Source organism: Streptomyces sp. NPDC002054 (genome assembly GCF_040296685.1).
GTDB lineage: Bacteria > Actinomycetota > Actinomycetes > Streptomycetales > Streptomycetaceae > Streptomyces.
In genome coordinates, this window is sequence record NZ_JBEOXT010000018.1 from 1 (window position 1) to 17107 (window position 17107).

Annotated in this window: 18 protein-coding genes; 9 read left to right on the forward strand and 9 right to left on the reverse strand. The window is 71.2% G+C overall.

The features are described 5' to 3' along the window. Positions 1–262 (forward strand): hypothetical protein (locus tag ABT123_RS18445; protein ID WP_351315326.1); only part of this gene is annotated, 262 nt, incomplete at its 5' end. A gap of 93 nt (positions 263–355) precedes the next feature. Here the strand turns inward: ABT123_RS18445 and ABT123_RS18450 are convergent. Next, positions 356–997, reverse strand: coding sequence for a DNA-3-methyladenine glycosylase (locus tag ABT123_RS18450; RefSeq protein ID WP_351315329.1), 642 nt, complete (start codon positions 995–997; stop codon positions 356–358). Between the two features lie 105 nt (positions 998–1102). On the opposite strand from ABT123_RS18450, the gene ABT123_RS18455 reads away from it, so the two are divergent. From ABT123_RS18455 to ABT123_RS18465, 3 genes are all read left to right on the forward strand, one after another. Next, positions 1103–1885 carry a sporulation protein gene (locus tag ABT123_RS18455; protein ID WP_351315331.1) on the forward strand — a complete coding sequence of 261 codons (783 nt, stop codon included), beginning with the start codon at positions 1103–1105 and terminating at the stop codon, positions 1883–1885. A 40-nt stretch (positions 1886–1925) separates the two neighbouring features. Beyond that, the gene (locus ABT123_RS18460) at positions 1926–2462 is read left to right on the forward strand and encodes a YbhB/YbcL family Raf kinase inhibitor-like protein (RefSeq protein WP_351315333.1); all 537 of its coding nucleotides are present in this window, start codon (positions 1926–1928) and stop codon (positions 2460–2462) included. 148 nt (positions 2463–2610) lie between these two features. Beyond that, complete coding sequence (locus ABT123_RS18465; protein ID WP_351315336.1) at positions 2611–3114, forward strand: HNH endonuclease; 504 nt, start codon at positions 2611–2613, stop codon at positions 3112–3114. Between the two features lie 21 nt (positions 3115–3135). On the opposite strand, the gene ABT123_RS18470 is transcribed toward ABT123_RS18465, so the two are convergent. From ABT123_RS18470 to ABT123_RS18485, 4 genes are all read right to left on the reverse strand, one after another. Beyond that, a complete protein-coding gene (locus tag ABT123_RS18470; protein ID WP_502970982.1) occupies positions 3136–3921 on the reverse strand; it encodes a sulfite exporter TauE/SafE family protein in 786 nt (261 codons plus the stop codon). Between the two features lie 85 nt (positions 3922–4006). Beyond that, a complete protein-coding gene (locus ABT123_RS18475; protein ID WP_351315342.1) occupies positions 4007–4957 on the reverse strand; it encodes an SPFH domain-containing protein in 951 nt (316 codons plus the stop codon). A gap of 37 nt (positions 4958–4994) precedes the next feature. Then, positions 4995–5423 (reverse strand): NfeD family protein, encoded by a 429-nt coding sequence (locus ABT123_RS18480; protein ID WP_351315345.1) that lies wholly within the window; start codon positions 5421–5423, stop codon positions 4995–4997. A 45-nt stretch (positions 5424–5468) separates the two neighbouring features. Further along, positions 5469–6263 (reverse strand): ABC transporter ATP-binding protein, encoded by a 795-nt coding sequence (locus ABT123_RS18485; RefSeq protein ID WP_351315348.1) that lies wholly within the window; start codon positions 6261–6263, stop codon positions 5469–5471. A 100-nt stretch (positions 6264–6363) separates the two neighbouring features. On the opposite strand from ABT123_RS18485, the gene ABT123_RS18490 reads away from it, so the two are divergent. Further along, a complete protein-coding gene (locus ABT123_RS18490; protein WP_351315351.1) occupies positions 6364–7152 on the forward strand; it encodes an Rv1486c family protein in 789 nt (262 codons plus the stop codon). A gap of 355 nt (positions 7153–7507) precedes the next feature. On the opposite strand, the gene ABT123_RS18495 is transcribed toward ABT123_RS18490, so the two are convergent. The 3 genes from ABT123_RS18495 to ABT123_RS18505 form a co-directional block, all read right to left on the reverse strand. Next, entirely contained in the window at positions 7508–7753 is a 246-nt protein-coding gene (locus ABT123_RS18495; RefSeq protein WP_351315759.1) for a chaplin, read from the reverse strand. 121 nt (positions 7754–7874) lie between these two features. Beyond that, positions 7875–8531 (reverse strand): response regulator, encoded by a 657-nt coding sequence (locus ABT123_RS18500; RefSeq protein WP_351315354.1) that lies wholly within the window; start codon positions 8529–8531, stop codon positions 7875–7877. Next, positions 8524–9672 carry a GAF domain-containing sensor histidine kinase gene (locus ABT123_RS18505; protein ID WP_351315357.1) on the reverse strand — a complete coding sequence of 383 codons (1149 nt, stop codon included), beginning with the start codon at positions 9670–9672 and terminating at the stop codon, positions 8524–8526. The genes ABT123_RS18500 and ABT123_RS18505 overlap by 8 nt, the downstream gene beginning before the upstream one ends. Positions 9673–9844: 172 nt before the next feature. On the opposite strand from ABT123_RS18505, the gene ABT123_RS18510 reads away from it, so the two are divergent. The 3 genes from ABT123_RS18510 (at position 9845) to ABT123_RS18520 (ending at position 12655) form a co-directional block, all read left to right on the forward strand. Next, positions 9845–10549: an SDR family NAD(P)-dependent oxidoreductase gene (locus ABT123_RS18510; RefSeq protein WP_351315762.1), complete on the forward strand. Its 705-nt coding sequence runs from the start codon at positions 9845–9847 to the stop codon at positions 10547–10549. Further along, a complete protein-coding gene (locus ABT123_RS18515) occupies positions 10546–11673 on the forward strand; it encodes an S-adenosylmethionine:tRNA ribosyltransferase-isomerase (protein ID WP_351315360.1) in 1128 nt (375 codons plus the stop codon). Before ABT123_RS18510 ends, ABT123_RS18515 begins: the two co-directional genes overlap by 4 nt. Before the next feature lie 307 nt (positions 11674–11980). Continuing rightward, positions 11981–12655: a transglycosylase SLT domain-containing protein gene (locus ABT123_RS18520; RefSeq protein ID WP_351315362.1), complete on the forward strand. Its 675-nt coding sequence runs from the start codon at positions 11981–11983 to the stop codon at positions 12653–12655. Positions 12656–12748: 93 nt separating this feature from the next. On the opposite strand, the gene ABT123_RS18525 is transcribed toward ABT123_RS18520, so the two are convergent. After that, positions 12749–15298 carry an ABC transporter ATP-binding protein/permease gene (locus ABT123_RS18525; protein ID WP_502970983.1) on the reverse strand — a complete coding sequence of 850 codons (2550 nt, stop codon included), beginning with the start codon at positions 15296–15298 and terminating at the stop codon, positions 12749–12751. A 198-nt stretch (positions 15299–15496) separates the two neighbouring features. On the opposite strand from ABT123_RS18525, the gene ABT123_RS18530 reads away from it, so the two are divergent. Continuing rightward, positions 15497–17056 (forward strand): streptophobe family protein, encoded by a 1560-nt coding sequence (locus ABT123_RS18530; protein ID WP_351315368.1) that lies wholly within the window; start codon positions 15497–15499, stop codon positions 17054–17056. Positions 17057–17107 lie beyond the last annotated feature (51 nt).

Genomic DNA, 17107 nt, shown 5'->3' on the forward strand with positions numbered 1-17107 from the left:
GCTGTTGAGTTCTCAAGGTGCGGACGCTTCCTTTGTACTGACCCTCGCGGGCTTTCCTCCGGGCGCTTCCTTCGTTCTTGCTTTGTTCTTGCGTTTCCGACTCTATCAGATCTTTTCGGACCCGATTTCCTCGGTGCTTTCCAGGTTCTCGCTTTCGCGTTTCCCTTTCGGCGGTCACTACGTTAGCGGATTTCCCTTGCGGTTCATAATCGAGCCGCGGGGCTTGAATTCGGGCATGCCGAATTGGACCCCGTCAGGGTGAATCGTAAGTAGTGGTTGGCCGCTCCGGAGGCTGCTGACAGCAGTGCCCCGTTTCAAGCGGCTCGGGCTACGTTAGGCGTCCGGCAGGGGCGAGTCAAGTTGAGCGGCGGCGTGGCGCGTGGGGGCGGTAGGGGCTCACCGTCGGGTCGCCGGCGATCCAGAACCGGTACGGGTGGTGGGCGCCGTCGCCGCTGACTCCCGTGCGCGGGCCATTGCTCACCAGGTCGGGTGGGGTGGGGGTGCCGGCAAGGACGGAGAGCGGGGAGTCCGGGCCGGCACAGAGGTCGGTGCCGTCCAGGGCGCGGTCCACCTCCAGGGCCGCGGCCAGCCGGGCCGGGCCTTTGGCCAGTTCTCGCGGGTTCCTGGCAGAAAGTCGACGTTTGGCTGCCAGATCGGCACCCAGCGTGATCTCCCCCGCACGGAGCAGAACACCACTCGCCCGGCCCTCCGGACCGCACACCAGGTTGAGGCTGAACCACATGCCGTAGATGAAGTAGACGTACGCGTGTCCGGGCGGGCCGAACATCGACGCGTTGCGTGCGGTGCGACCGCGGTAGGCGTGGGAGCCCGGATCGGCCTGGCCCTCGTACGCCTCCACCTCGGTGATGCGCAGCTCGATCGGGCCTTCCGCGGTACGGCGGACCAGGGTGCGGCCGAGGAGGTCCGGGGCGACATCGAGGACCGGGCGGTCGAAGAAGTCGCGGGGCAGGGGCGTACGGTCGGGACGCGCGCTCATCCGGTCGAGCGTAGTGGACACCGCGGAGCTGCAACCGAGCTCTAAGGTTCCGCGTTGGTAAGAGGTACTAGGTACTAGTGGTCCTCGGAACGTAGGAGACAAGGCATGGGTTTCAGGAAGCTGCTGGCGAGCCTGGGGGCCGGTGGGGCCTCGGTGGACACGATCATCACCGAGCCGAACGTGGTGCCGGGCGGCATTGTCCAGGGTGAGGTCCGGATCCAGGGCGGATCCGTGGACCAGCAGATCGAGGGGCTGTCCGTCGGGCTGCAGGCCCGGGTCGAGGTCGAGAGCGGTGACCAGGAGGTCAAGCAGGACATCGTCTTCACCAAGCAGCGGCTCGGCGGAGCCTTCACCGTTCAGGCCGGTGCGATGCACGCGGTGCCGTTCGGGCTGGAGATTCCGTGGGAGACGCCGATCACCCACTTCGCCGGGCAGCACCTGCACGGCATGAACATCGGGGTCAGCACCGAGCTGGAGATCGCGCGGGCGGTGGACGCCGGCGACCTGGACCCGATCAACGTCCACCCGGTGCCGGCGCAGCAGGCGATCCTGGATGCGTTCGGTCAGCTGGGCTTCCGGTTCCGCAGCGCGGACATGGAGCGCGGGCACATCCGGGGCACCCGGCAGACGCTTCCCTTCTACCAGGAGATCGAGTTCGTCCCGCCGCAGCAGTACCGCGGGCTGAACCAGGTCGAGCTGACCTTCGTCTCCGACGGCCGCGAGATGGACGTCATCCTGGAGATGGACAAGAAGCCCGGTCTGTTCTCCGAGGGCAGCGACACCTACCGCTGCTTCCAGGTGGGTCTGCAGTCGTACCAGGGGACCGACTGGGCGGCGTACCTGAACCAGTGGATCGCATCCGTCGGTTCTCAGCGCAACTGGTTCTAGGCTCCTGCCCAGGACAGGTTCGCGATCAGGAGGTTCGGTAGTGACTGAGCAGGGCAAGGCGCCGCTCCCGCACGATTTCCATCCGCCGGTGCACGCGTTCACCGTGACCAGTGCCGACCTTGAGCCGGGCGCCGAGCTCGGTGCGGGGCAGGTGAAGTCGGGCGGGGACGTGTCGCCGCAGTTGCGGTGGGAGGGGTTCCCGGAGGGGACCAAGAGCTTTGCCGTGACCTGCTTCGATCCGGATGCGCCGACGGGCAGCGGGTTCTGGCACTGGGTGCTGTTCGATCTCCCGGCTTCGGTGACCGAGCTGCCGGCCGGGGCCGGCAGCGGCAGGTTCGAGGGGCTGCCCGCCGGGGCCGTCCACGTACGGAACGACTACGGGACGAAGGACTTCGGCGGGGCGGCTCCGCCCGCCGGGGAGCGGCACCGGTACGTGTTCACCGTCTACGCGGTGGACCAGGAGAAGCTCGGCCCCAGTGCGGAGGCGACTCCGGCGGTGGTCGGATTCAACCTGCGCTTCCATTCGCTGGGGCGTGCCCAGCTGATCGGTGAGTACGAGGCCCCGGCCGCGGGCTGATCGTTCGCCGAGCGTTTGCCCGGTCCTGGTCTAAAGGTGACCAGGACCGGGCATTTTTATTGCGTTGTCCCGCGTGGCGCGCGCAGCCAGAGTGGTGCCGGGCCTTGCTGCCAAAGGGGTGCGGGCCTGCACACGGGAGGTGGGCGAGATGCGGGACACGCTGGTGCTGAATGCGAGCTTCGAGCCGCTGTCGACGGTGACGCTGAATCGTGCTGTGGTTCTGGTGCTTCAGGACAAGGCCGTCGTCGAGCAGTCGCATCCCGAACTCCGTGTGCGTGCGGCTGCCGTGGATCTTCCGATGCCCCGGGTGATCAGGCTCTGCCGGTATGTCCGGGTGCCCTTCCGAAGACATGCTCCGTGGTCGCGGCGGGGGGTGCTGGCCCGGGACCAGCACCGGTGCGCGTACTGCGGGAAACGCGCCACCACGGTGGACCACGTGGTGCCCAAGGCACAGGGCGGCGGGGACACCTGGTTGAACACGGTGGCGTCCTGCGCGGAGGACAACCACCGCAAGGCGGCCCGGACGCCGGACGAGGCGGGGATGCCGCTGCTCCGGAGGCCGTTCGTGCCGTCTCCGGCGGACGCCATGCTGCTCGCACTGGGGTCGGGCAGCCGGGATGCGCTGCCGGACTGGCTGGAGCGGACCGCCTGAGCCTGCCGCCGCCCGGGCCTGCTAGGAGTACAGCAGGAGTTGGACGATCGCCACGATGCCGACCGCCACGATGACCGCGCGGAGCGCGGTCGGCGGGAGGCGGCGGCCGATCCTGGCGCCGATCTGGCCGCCGAGGGTGGAGCCGACGGCGATCAGGAGGACGGCGGTCCAGTCGAACTCGGCGACGAAGAGGAAGACGACCGCCGCGATGCCGTTGACCATGGCGGCGAGGACGTTCTTGACCGCGTTGATGCGTTGCAGGTCGTCGTGGAGGAAGAGGCCCATCAGGCCGACGTACAGGACGCCTTGGGCCGCGCCGAAGTAGCCGCCGTAGGCGCTGGCGAGCAGCATGCCCGCGTGCAGGGCGGGCCCGCCGTCACTCTGGTCGGTGCTGGTGCCGGTTCGTTCCTGGCGGGCGCGGAGGGCCTTGGCGAGCCGGGGCTGGAAGACGACGAGCAGGAGCGCGAGGCCGATGAGGACCGGGACGATCTTCTCGAAGGCTTCCGAGGGCAGGACGAGCAGGAGGACGGCGCCGGTCAGGCCGCCGATGAGGGCGGTCCCGGACAGGCGCAGGACGCGCCTGCCCTGGCCGCGCAGTTCCTTGCGGTAGCCGATGGCTCCGCTGATGGATCCCGGTACCAGGCCCAGGGTGTTGGAGACGTTCGCGGTGACCGGCGGGAGGCCGGTGGCGAGCAGCACCGGGAAGGTGATCAGGGTGCCGGAGCCGACGATGGTGTTGATGGTGCCGGCGCCGATGCCGGCGGCGAAGACCGCGAGTGATTCCCAGAGGGAGTCGTGGATGGACAAGGCCATCTCCTTCGATCAGTGAGTCGCCTCCCCGCCATGAAGGTCGAGGGGCCGTAACCGATCATGCCGGAGGGGCTGGTCCTTCTCAGTCGATCGGGGGCTGTTCGCGGCGGGCCGGGGGCTCGCTCGGGGGCGCCTGCTTGGGGACGGAAGGTCCGCCCAGCGGGCCGAAGTTGCCCATGGCGCCGGAGAGGCCCTTGAGGGCGTCGCCGATTTCGCTGGGCACGATCCAGAGCTTGTTGGCGTCGCCTTCGGCGATCTTCGGGAGCATCTGGAGGTACTGGTAGGCGAGGAGCTTCTGGTCGGCGTCGCCCGCGTGGATGGACTCGAAGACCGTACGGATGGCCTGGGCCTCGCCCTCGGCCTTCAGGGCGGCGGCCTTGGCCTCACCCTCGGCGCGGAGGATGGAGGACTGCTTCTCGCCCTCGGCTCGCAGGATCTCGGACTGCCGGACACCTTCGGCCTGGAGGATCGCGGCGCGCTTGTCGCGGTCGGCGCGCATCTGCTTCTCCATCGAGTCCTGGATGGAGGTCGGCGGCTCGATCGCCTTGAGCTCGACGCGGTTGACGCGGATGCCCCACTTGCCGGTGGCCTCGTCGAGGACTCCGCGGAGGGCGGCGTTGATCTCCTCGCGGGAGGTCAGGGTCCGCTCCAGGTCCATGCCGCCGATGATGTTGCGGAGGGTGGTGACGGTGAGCTGCTCGATGGCCTGGATGTAGCTGGCCACCTCGTACGTTGCGGCGCGGGCGTCGGTCACCTGGTAGTAGATGACGGTGTCGATGTTGACGACCAGGTTGTCCTGGGTGATGACCGGCTGCGGCGGGAACGGGACGACCTGTTCACGGAGGTCGATCCGGTTGCGGATCGAGTCGATGAACGGGACGACGATGTTGAGGCCCGCGTTGAGGGTGCGGGTGTAGCGGCCGAACCTCTCGACGATGGCTGCGCTGGCCTGCGGGATCACCTGGATCGTCTTGACCAGCGCGATGAAGACCAGCACCACCAGGATGATCAGGACGATGATGATCGGTTGCATGCGGTTCCCCGTGCCCTTCTGAGTGCCTGGTGCTTGTTCACATGACGACGGCGGTGGCGCCGTCGATGTCGACCACGTCGACCTGCTGGCCGGGTTCGAAGCTGAGTTCCGAGTCGAGGGTACGCGCGGACCAGATCTCGCCGGCCAGTTTGATCCGGCCGCCGCTGCCGTCGACGCGTTCCAGGACGACGGCGGATCTGCCCTTCAACGCGTCGATTCCACTGCGGTGTTGGGGGCGCTGGTCGCGGTGCCGGTTGGCGATCGGGCGGACCACGGCGAGGAGGGCGACCGAGACGATCACGAAGACGAGCACCTGGGCGACGATGCCGCCGCCGAGGGCCGCCGTGATCGCCGCCGCCACCGCGCCGGCCGCGAACATGCCGAACTCCGGCATGGCGGTAAGGACCAGCGGAATGCCGAGTCCGACCGCGCCGATGAGCCACCACACCCATGCGTCGATGTCCACATGGTCATGGTAGGTGGGCCGGGCGCGGTCGGGACAGGGTACGGACTAACGCAGCGGAAGGCCCTGGGCGGTCCAGCGCTCGTTTTCGTTGCGCTCGACGACGAGGGGGAGGCCGAAGCACAACGAGAGGTTGCGGGAGGTGAGTTCGAGGTCGATGGGGCCTGCGGCGACCACCTTGCCCTGACGGATCATCAGGACGTGGGTGAAGCCGGGGGCGATCTCCTCGACGTGGTGGGTGACCATCGCCATGGAGGGCGCGAGGGGGTCGCGGGCGAGCCGGCCGAGGCGGCGTACCAGGTCCTCGCGACCGCCGAGGTCCAGACCGGCGGCGGGCTCGTCGAGGAGGAGCAGCTCGGGGTCGGTCATCAGGGCGCGGGCGATCAGGGTGCGCTTGCGCTCGCCCTCGGAGAGGGTGCCGAACTTCCGGTCGAGGTATTCGGTCATGCCGAGGCGGTCGAGGAAGGCGCGGGCGCGCTGCTCGTCGATGTCCTCGTACTCCTCGTGCCAGGTGGCCGTCATGCCGTAGGCGGCGGTGAGGACGGTCTGCAGGACGGTCTGGCGCTTGGGGAGCTTGTCGGCCAGGGCGATGCCGGCCATGCCGATGCGGGGGCGCAGCTCGAACACGTCGACCCTGCCGAGGGTGCTGCCGAGGATGGTGGCGCTGCCCTTGGTGGGGAAGAGGTAGCTGGAGGCAACGTTGAGCAGGGTGGTCTTCCCGGCGCCGTTGGGGCCGAGGATCACCCAGCGCTCCCCCTCCTTGACCGACCAGGAGACCTGGTCCACCAGAGCCCGGCCCTCGCGGACCACGGATACGTCCACCAGCTCCAGAACGTCGCTCATGAGCGTGTTGTCTCCCCTTGCAGTCGTGAGTCTCAGCGCGCCCGGTGTGCGCAGCCCCAGGGAAAACCTACGCCACTCGGGAGGTCCGTAAGGTGGGGGGATGCTGATCGAACCACGTTCAGGGCGGCTGGCCGCCTGGGGGAACGCGCTGCTCGCCGGTCTGGTCTCGCCCGACGAGGCGGCGTTGTCGGTGGTGGGTGAGGATGCCGTGCACCGGGTGGCGGGTCTGCCGGGCGAGTCCGGGCCGGTGGGGCTGACGCTGGCGCTGGGGCGGTTGCGGGCGCTCGGGGTGACCGGGCTGCGGGTGGCGCTGCCGGCGCCGGGGCATCCGCTGGGGCTGAGCGGTCCGCCGGAGTTCAATGCGAGGGCCTTGGAGGCGGAGGAGGCCGTGGTGTGCGTGTCCGCTCCGCTGGGGTTGGTGCCGGTGGTGTCCGAGGCCGGGCCGGAGGGTGATCTTCACGTGTCCGTGGTCTGGCAGTGCCTGCCGGTACGGGAGGCCCCGCCGGCGGACGTGCCGTCGCTGGGCGAGGCGGAGCGGGAGCTGGCGGAGGCGCTGCGGGAGGCGACGGTGACGCTGACCCGGCTGGATGTGGCGGCGTCGGGTCCGGTGGCGGAGGCGGCGCTGGACGCGTACCGGGCGCGGGCGGAGGCGGGGCGTGAGGTGCTGGCCCCGGGGTACCCGCCGCGGGCGGTGCGGGTGCTGGAGCTGGCGCAGCGGGTCGGGCTGCTGGTGGGGATGGCGTACGAGCACGGGCCCGGCGGGGCGGTGTCGGCGTCGGAGATGGCGGCGCGGGCGATGGCTTTGCGGCCGGTGGAGCGGGTGGCGCGGCGCGCACAGGTTGCCGCGTACAACGCGGCGGTGGAGGACCGGGAGCGGGGCCGGGGCTGAGCCCGGCCCCGCTGCCTGCCCGGCTGAGCCCGGCCGGCCCCGCTGCCCGGCGCGGACCCTGCCCGGCGGGCCTCCGCCCGAGGCACGCTCGGCCGGACGGAGTCCGGCACAGCGCCCCGAAGCCTGCGAAGCAGTGCGAGGGGCGCAGAAGGAAGAGGCCAACGCGGCGGTGGAGGAGCGGGAGCGGGGCCGGGGCTGAGCCCGCGGCCGGCCCCGCTGCCCGGAGCGGGCCCTGCGCGGCGGGGCCGGGGTTCGGGCGGGACACGCTGCGCGGTCAGTGCGGGCCGCCGGTCCCGGTGTGCCCACCCGTCCCGCCCTGCGGGACGATTGCCCACACCGGGGGGGGTGGGGTGGGTTAGGCGTTTGTGGCTGCGTTGCCGAAGGCGGGGTTGAGCAGGCCGATTACGTTCACGCTGTTGCCGACCGCGTTCACCGGGACGTGAACGGGGAGCTGCGCGAGGTTGCCGGCGGCGACGCCGGGGGAGCCGATGGCCTGGCCCTCCGCGTGGGCTCCGCCATGGGCCGCGGAGACACCGGCGGCAGCGGCGACGAAGCCGCCCGCGATCGCAGTGACGGCAGCGGCCTTCTTGAGGTTCTTCACTTTCACAGCCTCCATGAGCATGAGCATTCGCCGCGGCCGGCCGCCGCAGCACGTCATGGAGAACGCCCGGACGGCGACTCGGATACGCCATGTGGGCTACGCCCACCCGATCGTATGAATGTCAGTCCGTCGCGTTACCCGTGCGTACCGCCCAGAGCGCGGCCTGCGTGCGGTCCGCCAGGTCCAGCTTCATCAGGATGTTCGAGACGTGCGTCTTGACCGTCTTCTCGGACAGCACCAGCGCCCTGGCGATCTCCCGGTTGGAGCGGCCGTCCGCGATGAGGGCGAGGACCTCGCGCTCGCGTTCGGTGAGGGTCGAGCCGCGGGTCGGGGCGGGCGGCTGGTCGTCCGGGGTGAGGAGGGCGACCGCGACCTCGGGCTGGAGCAGGACATGGCCGGCCCGCACCGAGCGGATCGCCGCGGCCAAGGCGTCCGGGTCGATGTCCTTGTAGACGTATCCGGCGGCCCCGGCGCGCAGCGCGGGGACCACGGTCCGCTGCTCGGTGAAGCTGGTGACGATCAGGACCCGGGCCGGGTTGTCGAGCTCGCGGAGGCGTTTGAGGGCGTCGATGCCGTCCAGGCCCGGCATCTTGATGTCCATCAGGATCACGTCCGGGCGGAGTTCCTCGGCCCGTGCGACACCGGCCTCGCCGTCCGCGGCCTCGCCGACCACCTCGATGTCCTCCTGGATCTCCAGGAAGGTGCGCAGGCCGCGGCGGACCACCTGGTGGTCGTCCACCAGCAGGACCTGGATCCGGCTGCTCCGCTCGTCAGGCACCGGGGATCTCCATTTCGATCGTGGTGCCCGCACCGGGCGCCGATTGGACGTGGAGCAGGCCGCCCGCACCGCTCGCCCGGTCCCGCATGGAGACCAGGCCGAGGTGGCGGCCGGCCCGGCGGACCGTCTTCGGGTCGAAGCCGCTGCCGTCGTCGGCGACCCGCAGGGCGACCCGGCCGGTGTCGCGGGTGAGGGTGACCGTCACGTGCTCCGCGCCCGAGTGCCGCAGGGCGTTGTGCAGGGCTTCCTGGGCGACCCGGAGGAGGGCTTCCTCGTGGGCGGCGGGCAGGGCCTTGATGCCTTCGCTGGTGAAGGTGACCCGGGCGCTGTGGGCGCGGTCGAGGACCTGGATCTGGTTGCGCAGGGTGGCGACGAGGCCGTCCTCGTCGAGGGCGGCCGGGCGGAGCTCGACCACGGCGGCGCGCAGCTCGTCGGCGGCCTCCGCGGCGAGGGCGGCGACCTGCTGGAGTTCCTGCTTGGCGCGGGCCGGGTCGCGGTCCACGAGGGTGGCGGCGGCCTGGGCGGTGAGGCGGAGCGAGAAGAGCTTCTGGGCGACCGCGTCGTGCAGCTCGTGGGCCAGCCGGGAGCGTTCCTCGGCGATGGTGAGCTCGCGGCTGCGCTCGTACAGCCGGGCATTGGTGAGGGCGATCGCGGCGTGCTGGGCCAGGATGCCGAGGACGTCCTCGTCCTCCTCGGTGAAGCCGCAGCCGCCTTCGGGGCGCGGGCAGCGCTTGTTGGCGAGGAAGAGGGCGCCGAGGATCTCCTCGCCGTCGCGGATCGGCAGGCCGAGGAAGTCGGACAGCTCGGGGTGGGCGGCCGGCCAGCCTTCGAAGCGCGGGTCCTTGCGTACGTCGGCCAGCCGCTCGAGGCCGGGCGAGTGGAGCATCGCGGCGAGGATGCCGTGCTGGCGGGGCAGCGGTCCGATCCGCCGCCACTGCTCGTCGCTGACTCCGTCCACGACGAACTGGGCGAAGCCGCCGTGGTCGTCGGGGACGCCGAGGGCGGCGTACTCGGCGTCGAGGAGTTCGCGGGCGGACACGACGATCGTCTTGAGGACGTCGCGGACCTCCAGGTGCCGGCTCATGGCGAGCAGCGCGGTACTGACCGCGGCCAGGCCCGTTCGTTCCGGTCCGTTGTGCATGGGCTCACCGTACCCCCGGGCCTCTGACCTGCGGGATCGGGCTGTGGACGGAGGCTGTGGACCTAGGCCCAAGGGTGGGGGCGGGTGGGGCCTGTGGCCGAGGCGGCGGGCGGGTGCGGGTTCCTAGGTTGGAGGGGTTCGAAGGAAACAAGTGGAACGAGGGGTGCGGATCATGGCGGTGGCGTTGGTGACGGGGGCTTCGCGGGGGCTGGGCCGGGCGCTGGCCGGGGAGCTGGCGGGCCGCGGCTGGGATCTCGTGCTGGGGGCGCGCAGCGGACCGCTGCTGGCGGAGGCCGCGGCGGAGCTCTCGAAGGAGGGGGTCCGGGTGGTGGCGGTGCCGGGGGACGTGTCGAGGGCCGCGTACCGGGCGGAGCTGGTGGCGGCGGCGCGCGGCCTGGGCGGGCTGGACCTGCTGGTGAACAACGCGGCCGTGCTGGGGGCGGAGCCGCTGGTGCCGCTGGCCGAGCAGCCGCTGGACGCGTTCCGGGTGGCGCTGGAGACGAATGTGGTGGCGCCGCTGGGGCTGGTCCAGGAGGCGCTGGGGCTGCTGCGGGACTCTGCGCGGGGTGCCGTGCTCAACCTGAGCTCCGATGCGGCGGTGGTGGGGTACCGGACGTGGGGGGCGTACGGGAGCACCAAGGCGGCGGTGGATCTGATGTCGGCGGTGCTGGCCGTGGAGGAGCCGGGGCTGCGGGTGTGGTGGGCGGATCCGGGGTCGATGGCGACGCGGATGATGGCGGCGGCCGAGCCGGAGGAGGACCTGGCGGCACTGCCGACCCCGGAGGAGGTGGCTCCGGTGCTGCTGCGGCTGGTGGCGGAGCGGCTGCCGAGCGGGCGGTACACGGCGGAGGGACTGGCCGCGGGGGGTGTGGGATGAGCGCCTCACCGCCCGAGGTCCAGAACACACCTTTCCCCTATATAGGGGCTCAGAACGCACAGTCTCCCTATATAAGGGACATACCGCCGAACCTGGTGGCCCGGGTTCCGGCCGAGCAGCGGGGGCCGGGGCTGGGCCGGGATGCGGTGCGGCTGCTGGTCTCGCGGGGTACGGGGGTCTCCTTGCACGGGTTCCGGGAGCTGCCGGGGCTGCTGCGGGCGGGGGACGTGCTCGTGGTGAACACCTCGGCCACCCTGCCGGCGGCGGTGGACGCCCGGCTGGGCAGGGAGGAGGTCGTCGTCCACTTCTCCACCCGGGGGGATGACGGGCGCTGGGCGGTGGAGGTGCGCGGGCGGGACGGGCGGGGGACGACCCGGCCGCGCGCCGGCGGCCCGGCGGGGGCGGTACTGGAGCTTCCGGACGGGCTGCGCCTGGTGCTGGAGGGTCCGCTCGCCGCCGGTTCCGACCGGCTGTGGTGGACGCGTCCGCCGGGGGCCGGGGTGGTGGAGGGGGTGATGCGGGCGTACGGGCGGCCGATCCGGTACGCGTACACGGAGCGGGACCAGCCACTGTCGGCGTACCAGACGGTCTTCGCGCTGCCCTCCCCCGACGGTGCGGGCTCGGCGGAGATGCCGAGCGCCGCCCGGCCCTTCACCGCCGGGCTGGTGGCGCACCTGGTGAGCCGGGGGGTGCAGTTCGCTCCGCTGACCCTGCACACCGGGGTGTCCTCGGCGGAGGCGCACGAGCCGCCGTACCCGGAGCGGTTCGAGGTGCCGGGGACGACGGCCCGGATGGTGAATGCCGCCCGTACCGCGGACGGGCGGGTGATTGCGGTGGGGACGACCGCGGTGCGGGCCCTGGAGTCGGCGGCGGATGCGGATGGGGTGGTGCGGGCGGCCCGGGGGTGGACGGATCTGGTGGTGACGCCGGAGCGCGGGGTGCGGGTGGTGGACGGTCTGCTGACCGGGCTGCACGAGCCGGCGGCCTCGCACCTGCTGATGCTGGAGGCGGTGGCCGGGCGGGCCGCCGTACGCCGGGGGTATGCCGAGGCGGCGGCCCGTCTCTGCCTTTGGCATGAGTTCGGGGACGTGCATCTGCTACTCAAGGAGGAGATGACTCACTGATTGCATTGCGCGAGCAACACATAGTGAGTTCGGCCGGGGCCCCGTGTGAGCCCGGGCATAGGACCCACATCACTTACGAAGCAGAGTAGTTGCCGTATAAAGACGCCGTCAGCGCTGCGGGCAGCAGCCCTGACGGCGAAATTACGGGCCGACGCCAGGCCCGTGATCCACTATCCGGCTTCGTACGTCACACCTTTGCCACAGGTTTTTGCCGCAGCTAAGAATGGCTGCCGTCGCACAGCGCCGCTGGGTCCCGGATCACGGTGGCGCTTTCCTGCGGCCCCCGCTCTTCGTAAAGGTGTGCTCCATGTCTGCGTCCAGCTCTGCCGGTCTTCGCCGTCTGACCAAGGCCCACAAGATGTCGATCGCCGGCGTCGCCACCCTCAGCACCGCTGCCCTCGCCTTCTCCCTGGTTCCGAACGCCGGTGAGGCCCAGGCCCTCACTGCCGCTCCGGTCGCCATGGAGCAGGTCGTGGCCGCTGCGCAGACGAAGAACGTCGCCGACCACGTCGCCCTGCAGACGGCCTTCGCCGACAAGCAGGCCAAGGCCGACGCCGACGCGAAGGCCAAGGCCGCCAAGGCCAAGGCCGAGGCCGCTGCGAAGAAGGCCCGCGCGACGAAGGCGGCTGCCAGCCGTGCTGCCGTCCGTACGCCCGTCTTCGCGAACAACCTGGACGGCTGGATCAAGGAAGCCCTCTTCATCATGAAGAAGGAAGGCATCCCCGGCACCTACCAGGGCATCCACAAGAACGTCATGCGGGAGTCCAGCGGCAACCCGCGCGCCATCAACAACTGGGACATCAACGCCCAGAACGGCATCCCCAGCAAGGGGCTGCTCCAGGTCATCCTGCCGACCTTCAAGGCGTACCACGTCAAGGGCACCAAGTTCGACCAGTACGACCCGGTCGCCAACATCGTCGCCGCCTGCAACTACGCGGCCGACCGCTACGGCTCCATGGACAACGTCAACAGCGCCTACTAAGGCCTGCACGGTCCCCCATGCGCCGAGGGCGGCACCCGGATCCGGGTGCCGCCCTCGGCGTTTTGGCAGGTCCGCTTGGTTGCGTTGCCTGCGTTACTTGCGCATGACCTCCGGCTCGTGGCGGCGCAGCAGGCGCGCCACCGCGAAGCCGCAGGCGATGCCGATGAGCAGCAGGACGGTGATGTCCAGCGTCCACTGCCCGGCCGTGGCTTCCCAGAGCGGGTCGAGGTTGTCGGGGTTCTTCTGGTCCCACGGCGGCATGAGGTGGCCGAGGTCCAGGGTGGTGCCCGCGGCGGCGACCGCCCAGCGGGACGGCATCAGCCAGGCGAACTGCTCCAGGCCCGGGGAGTCGTACACCTGGAAGAGGATGCCGGTGAACACGACCTGGACGATCGCGAACATGACCAGCAGCGGCATGGTCTTCTCGGCGGTCTTCACCAGCGAGGAGATCACCAGGCCGAACATCATCGAGGTGAAGCCGAGCGCGATCACCGAGAGGCAGAGCTCCACGGCCGGCGGCATGATCAGGCCCTCTTCGGGCAGCACGCGGGGGGCGAAGCCGATCCCGCAGATGATCACGCCCTGGATGGCGGTGATGATGCCGAGGACGATCACCTTCGACATGAGGTACGCCGACCGGGACAGACCGGTGGCGCGCTCGCGCTCGTAGATGACCCGTTCCTTGATCAGCTCACGGACCGAGTTGGCGGCGCCCGAGAAGCACATGCCGACCGCGAGGATCAGCATGATCGTGCCGGCGTCGCCGTTGTAGCGGCTCGGCGGGGTGGGCTTGCCGAGGCCGAAGTCGGCCGGGATGACGACGGAGACCACGCCCAGGACGGCGGGCAGGATCAGCATCAGACCCATGAAGCCCTTGTCGGACGCGATCACCGAGACATAGCGGCGGATCAGGGTCCACAGCTGGGAGCCGTAGCCCTGCGGCTTCGGCATGTTCATCTGCTGCGGCGACGGCATGCTGACCGACTGCGGGGCGACCGCGTCGATGTCGGCGGCGTAGAGCTGGTAGTGCTGCGAGCCCTTCCAGCGGCCGGCCCAGTCGTAGTCGCGGTAGTTCTCGAAGGCCGAGAAGACATCCGCCCAGGTCTGGTAGCCGAAGAAGTTCAGGCTCTCGTCCGGCGGGCCGAAGTACGCGACCGAGCCGCCCGGCGCCATCACCAGCAGCTTGTCGCAGATGGCCAGCTCGGCGACCGAGTGGGTGACCACGAGGACGGTGCGGCCGTCGTCGGCGAGGCCGCGCAGCAGCTGCATGACATCGCGGTCCATGCCCGGGTCGAGGCCGGAGGTCGGCTCGTCGAGGAAGATCAGCGACGGCTTGGTGAGCAGCTCCAGGGCGACGGACACGCGCTTGCGCTGGCCGCCCGAGAGGGAGGTGATCTTCTTGTCCTTGTGGATGTCGAGCTTGAGCTCGCGCAGGACCTCGTCGATGCGGGCCGCGCGCTCGGACTCGGCGGTGTCGCCGGGGAAGCGGAGCTTGGCCGCGTACTTCAGCGCGGTGCGGACCGTGAGCTCCTTGTGCAGGATGTCGTCCTGCGGGACCAGGCCGATGCGCTGGCGGAGCTCCGCGAACTGCTTGTACAGGTTGCGGTTGTCGTAGAGGACGTCACCCTGGTTCGCCGGGCGGTAGCCGGTCAGCGCCTTGAGGAGGGTGGACTTGCCGGAGCCGGACGGGCCGATGACCGCGATCAGCGACTTCTCCGGGACGCCGAAGGAGACGTCCTTGAGGATCTGCTTGCCGCCGTCGACCGTCACCGTGAGGTGGCGGGCGGAGAAGGAGACGTCGCCGGTGTCGACGAACTCCTCGAGGCGGTCGCCGACGATCCGGAACGTCGAGTGGCCGACGCCGACGATGTCGTTGGGGCCGAGCAGCGCGGTGCCGGACTTGGGCAGCGGCAGACCGTTGACGTAGGTGCCGTTGTGGCTGCCGAGGTCGCGGATCTCGAACCGGCCACCCGGCATGGAGTGGAACTCGGCGTGGTGGCGCGAGACCTGGAGGTCGGAGACCACGAGCTCGTTGTCGAGGGCACGGCCGATGCGCATGACGTGGCCGAGCGCGAGCTGGTGGAAGGTGGTCGGGCTGCGGTCGTTGTAGCCGGGGCCGTGTCCCTGGGCGGGGCGAGGGGCGCCCTGCTGCTGGGGGACGTGCGGCTGGTGGTGCTGCGGCTGGTGGTGCTGGTGCGGCTGCTGGTGCTGGTGTTGCTGGTGCTGCTGCGGGGTGTGCTGGGCCGGCGGGGCGTACGCCTGCGGGGCCTGATCCTGCACGCCGGGCCAGGCGGCGGCCTGCTGCGGAGCGCCGGCCGGCGCCGACGCGGCGGCGGCTGCCGCGGCCTGAACGGCAGCGGTCGGATTCAGCCGCGGGCCGTCCTGCGCATTGCCGAGGTGCACCGGGGTGCCCGGCGCGAGTTCGGCCTGCTGGACCCGGGTCCCCCGCACATACGTGCCGTTGGTGCTGCCGTGGTCTTCGATGACCCAACCCCGGCCGTTCCAGCTGATGGTGGCGTGCCGCCACGAAACGCGGGCATCGTCGATCACCACGTCACCCTGGGGGTCGCGCCCCAGTGTGTACGACCTGGACGGATCGAGGGTCCAGGTCCTTCCGTTCAATTCCAGTACGAGTTCCGGCACTCCAGCCCCACTTGTTGTCCCCCGAGGATCCCCCTGACGTCAGGGAGTCTAGGGATGGCGAACATCCGGGGGAACTATTCCAGGCTCCGGACCACAAGTGGAATCCGGGCCTTGTTGACGCCACCGCAAGGTGCCCGGAAAGTGAGATAGGGGACTTCTCGCCCGCTCGGTACGTCGGTTCGCATCGGGGGTCGCGCTATGGGCCGGATCCGCTGGGGCGAGGTGGTCCTGTCCGCGGTGGCCGCGGTGGGCTGGTCGGTGATGACGATGGCCGTGGTGGCCGCGCTCGGACTCCGTCTGCTGGGCGCGGATGCGGCGGGTGGCTCGCTGGGCGCGATGACCGCCGCGGTGGTGGTGCTGGCGGTCGGCGGTTCGGTGACCCCGTCAGGAGAGGTGTCGGCCTTGGGGATCGACGCCGCGAGCGCGGAAACGGCCCTGGATGTCACCCCGTTGGGGGTTTCGCTGGCGGGGGCGCTGGTGCTGGCGCGTGTCGTGCTGCGGTCGCTGCCGGTGGGCGTGGGGGTCCGGGGTGCGGAACTCGCGGCGCGGGCGGGCGCGGTGGCGGTGTTGTTCGTCGCGACGGTGGGCGGGCTGGGGTGGGCGGGCCGCGATGTGGTGACCCTGGACGGTTCGGTCCTGCCCGCGGGCACGCTGCCGGTCAGGCCGTCGGGTCCCCCGAGGGTGGAGGTGCCGGGCCTCGGGGACATCGGCGGCCTGCTGCCGGACGGAATCGGGGACCGGCTCGGGGACCGGATCGGGGACCGGATCGGGGATCTGGTCGAGACCCGGGCGAAGGTGGGCTTCTCGGTGGACAGCGGCCCGACCCTGGTGGCCGCGGCGATCTGGGTGGCGGTGGTGCTGGTGGTCGCCCTGGTTGTCTCGCGGCGCGGGCCGGCGGTCCTGGCCGGGGTGCGGCCGGCCGTATCGGCGGTGGTCGCGATGCTGCTGGTCGCGGTGGCGGCCGGGCTGGCGGCGGGGCTCTGGGCGGCGCTGGGCGAGGAGCATCCGCGGCAGGGGCTGGGGGCGGCGCTGCTGGGCGCACCGAACGGGGCCTGGGTGGGGGTGCTGCTGGGGCTGTGCGTGCCGTTCGAGGGGTCCGCCACCGGAGCGCCGGCGCGGGTGCTGCCGCATCCGGTCGGCGAGTTGTTGTCGGTGTCGGCGCGGGAGCCGGTGACGGTGGCGCGGCTCGCCGAGTACGACGGCCGGGTGTGGCTGCTGGTGCCGGCGGCGGCCCTGCTGTTGCTGTGGGCGGGTGCGGTTACGGCGGTACGGAGCCCCGGGCGCGGGGTGCCGGCCTGCGCGGCCCGGCTCGGCGCGGTGACCGGGGTGGTGTGTGCGGGGCTGGCATGGCTGACGGGCTTCTCGGCGAGCGCGTCACTGGCGGTGCTCGGGGTGGACACGGTGGGGGCGGGGGTGGAGCTGCGGGGGTCGGTGGGGGCGGCGGGGCTGCTGGGGGTGGTGTGGGGGGTGGGTGGCGGGTTAGGGGGCGGGATGCTGGCACGCCTGCCTTGGCCTGCGGCCGGCGGGCCAGGGCCGGGCCCAAGGCCAGGTCCAGGCCCAGGCCCAAGGGCGGGACCAGGCCCAGGGCCGTATCGGCCGTCGTCGGGGTACGGCCCGGGGCCCGGGCGGAACCCGTACCGGGACCCCGACGTCTCGTGGGACGTGACAGTGACGGCCCGCCCGCGGCCGAAGCCGCCCCCGCGCCGTCGGCCCCCGTTCACCCCGCCGCCCCCACCGGGGCCGCCACCCCCGCTGTGACCGCGAGTCCGCTGCGCGGAGCTTTCCCCCACCCCGCCCCTTCCCGAAACC

Bases quoted from the DNA above. Each gene is read 5' to 3' on its own strand.
- ABT123_RS18455 (WP_351315331.1), top strand. From the start codon at position 1,103: ATGGGTTTCAGGAAGCTGCTGGCGAGCCTGGGGGCCGGTGGGGCCTCG.
- ABT123_RS18490 (WP_351315351.1), top strand. From the start codon at position 6,364: ATGCTGATCGAACCACGTTCAGGGCGGCTGGCCGCCTGGGGGAACGCG.
- ABT123_RS18515 (WP_351315360.1), top strand. From the start codon at position 10,546: ATGAGCGCCTCACCGCCCGAGGTCCAGAACACACCTTTCCCCTATATA.
- ABT123_RS18465 (WP_351315336.1), top strand. From the start codon at position 2,611: ATGCGGGACACGCTGGTGCTGAATGCGAGCTTCGAGCCGCTGTCGACG.
- ABT123_RS18505 (WP_351315357.1), bottom strand. From the start codon at position 9,672: ATGCACAACGGACCGGAACGAACGGGCCTGGCCGCGGTCAGTACCGCG.
- ABT123_RS18530 (WP_351315368.1), top strand. From the start codon at position 15,497: ATGGGCCGGATCCGCTGGGGCGAGGTGGTCCTGTCCGCGGTGGCCGCG.
- ABT123_RS18450 (WP_351315329.1), bottom strand. From the start codon at position 997: ATGAGCGCGCGTCCCGACCGTACGCCCCTGCCCCGCGACTTCTTCGAC.
- ABT123_RS18475 (WP_351315342.1), bottom strand. From the start codon at position 4,957: ATGCAACCGATCATCATCGTCCTGATCATCCTGGTGGTGCTGGTCTTC.
- ABT123_RS18485 (WP_351315348.1), bottom strand. From the start codon at position 6,263: ATGAGCGACGTTCTGGAGCTGGTGGACGTATCCGTGGTCCGCGAGGGC.
- ABT123_RS18520 (WP_351315362.1), top strand. From the start codon at position 11,981: ATGTCTGCGTCCAGCTCTGCCGGTCTTCGCCGTCTGACCAAGGCCCAC.
- ABT123_RS18510 (WP_351315762.1), top strand. From the start codon at position 9,845: ATGGCGGTGGCGTTGGTGACGGGGGCTTCGCGGGGGCTGGGCCGGGCG.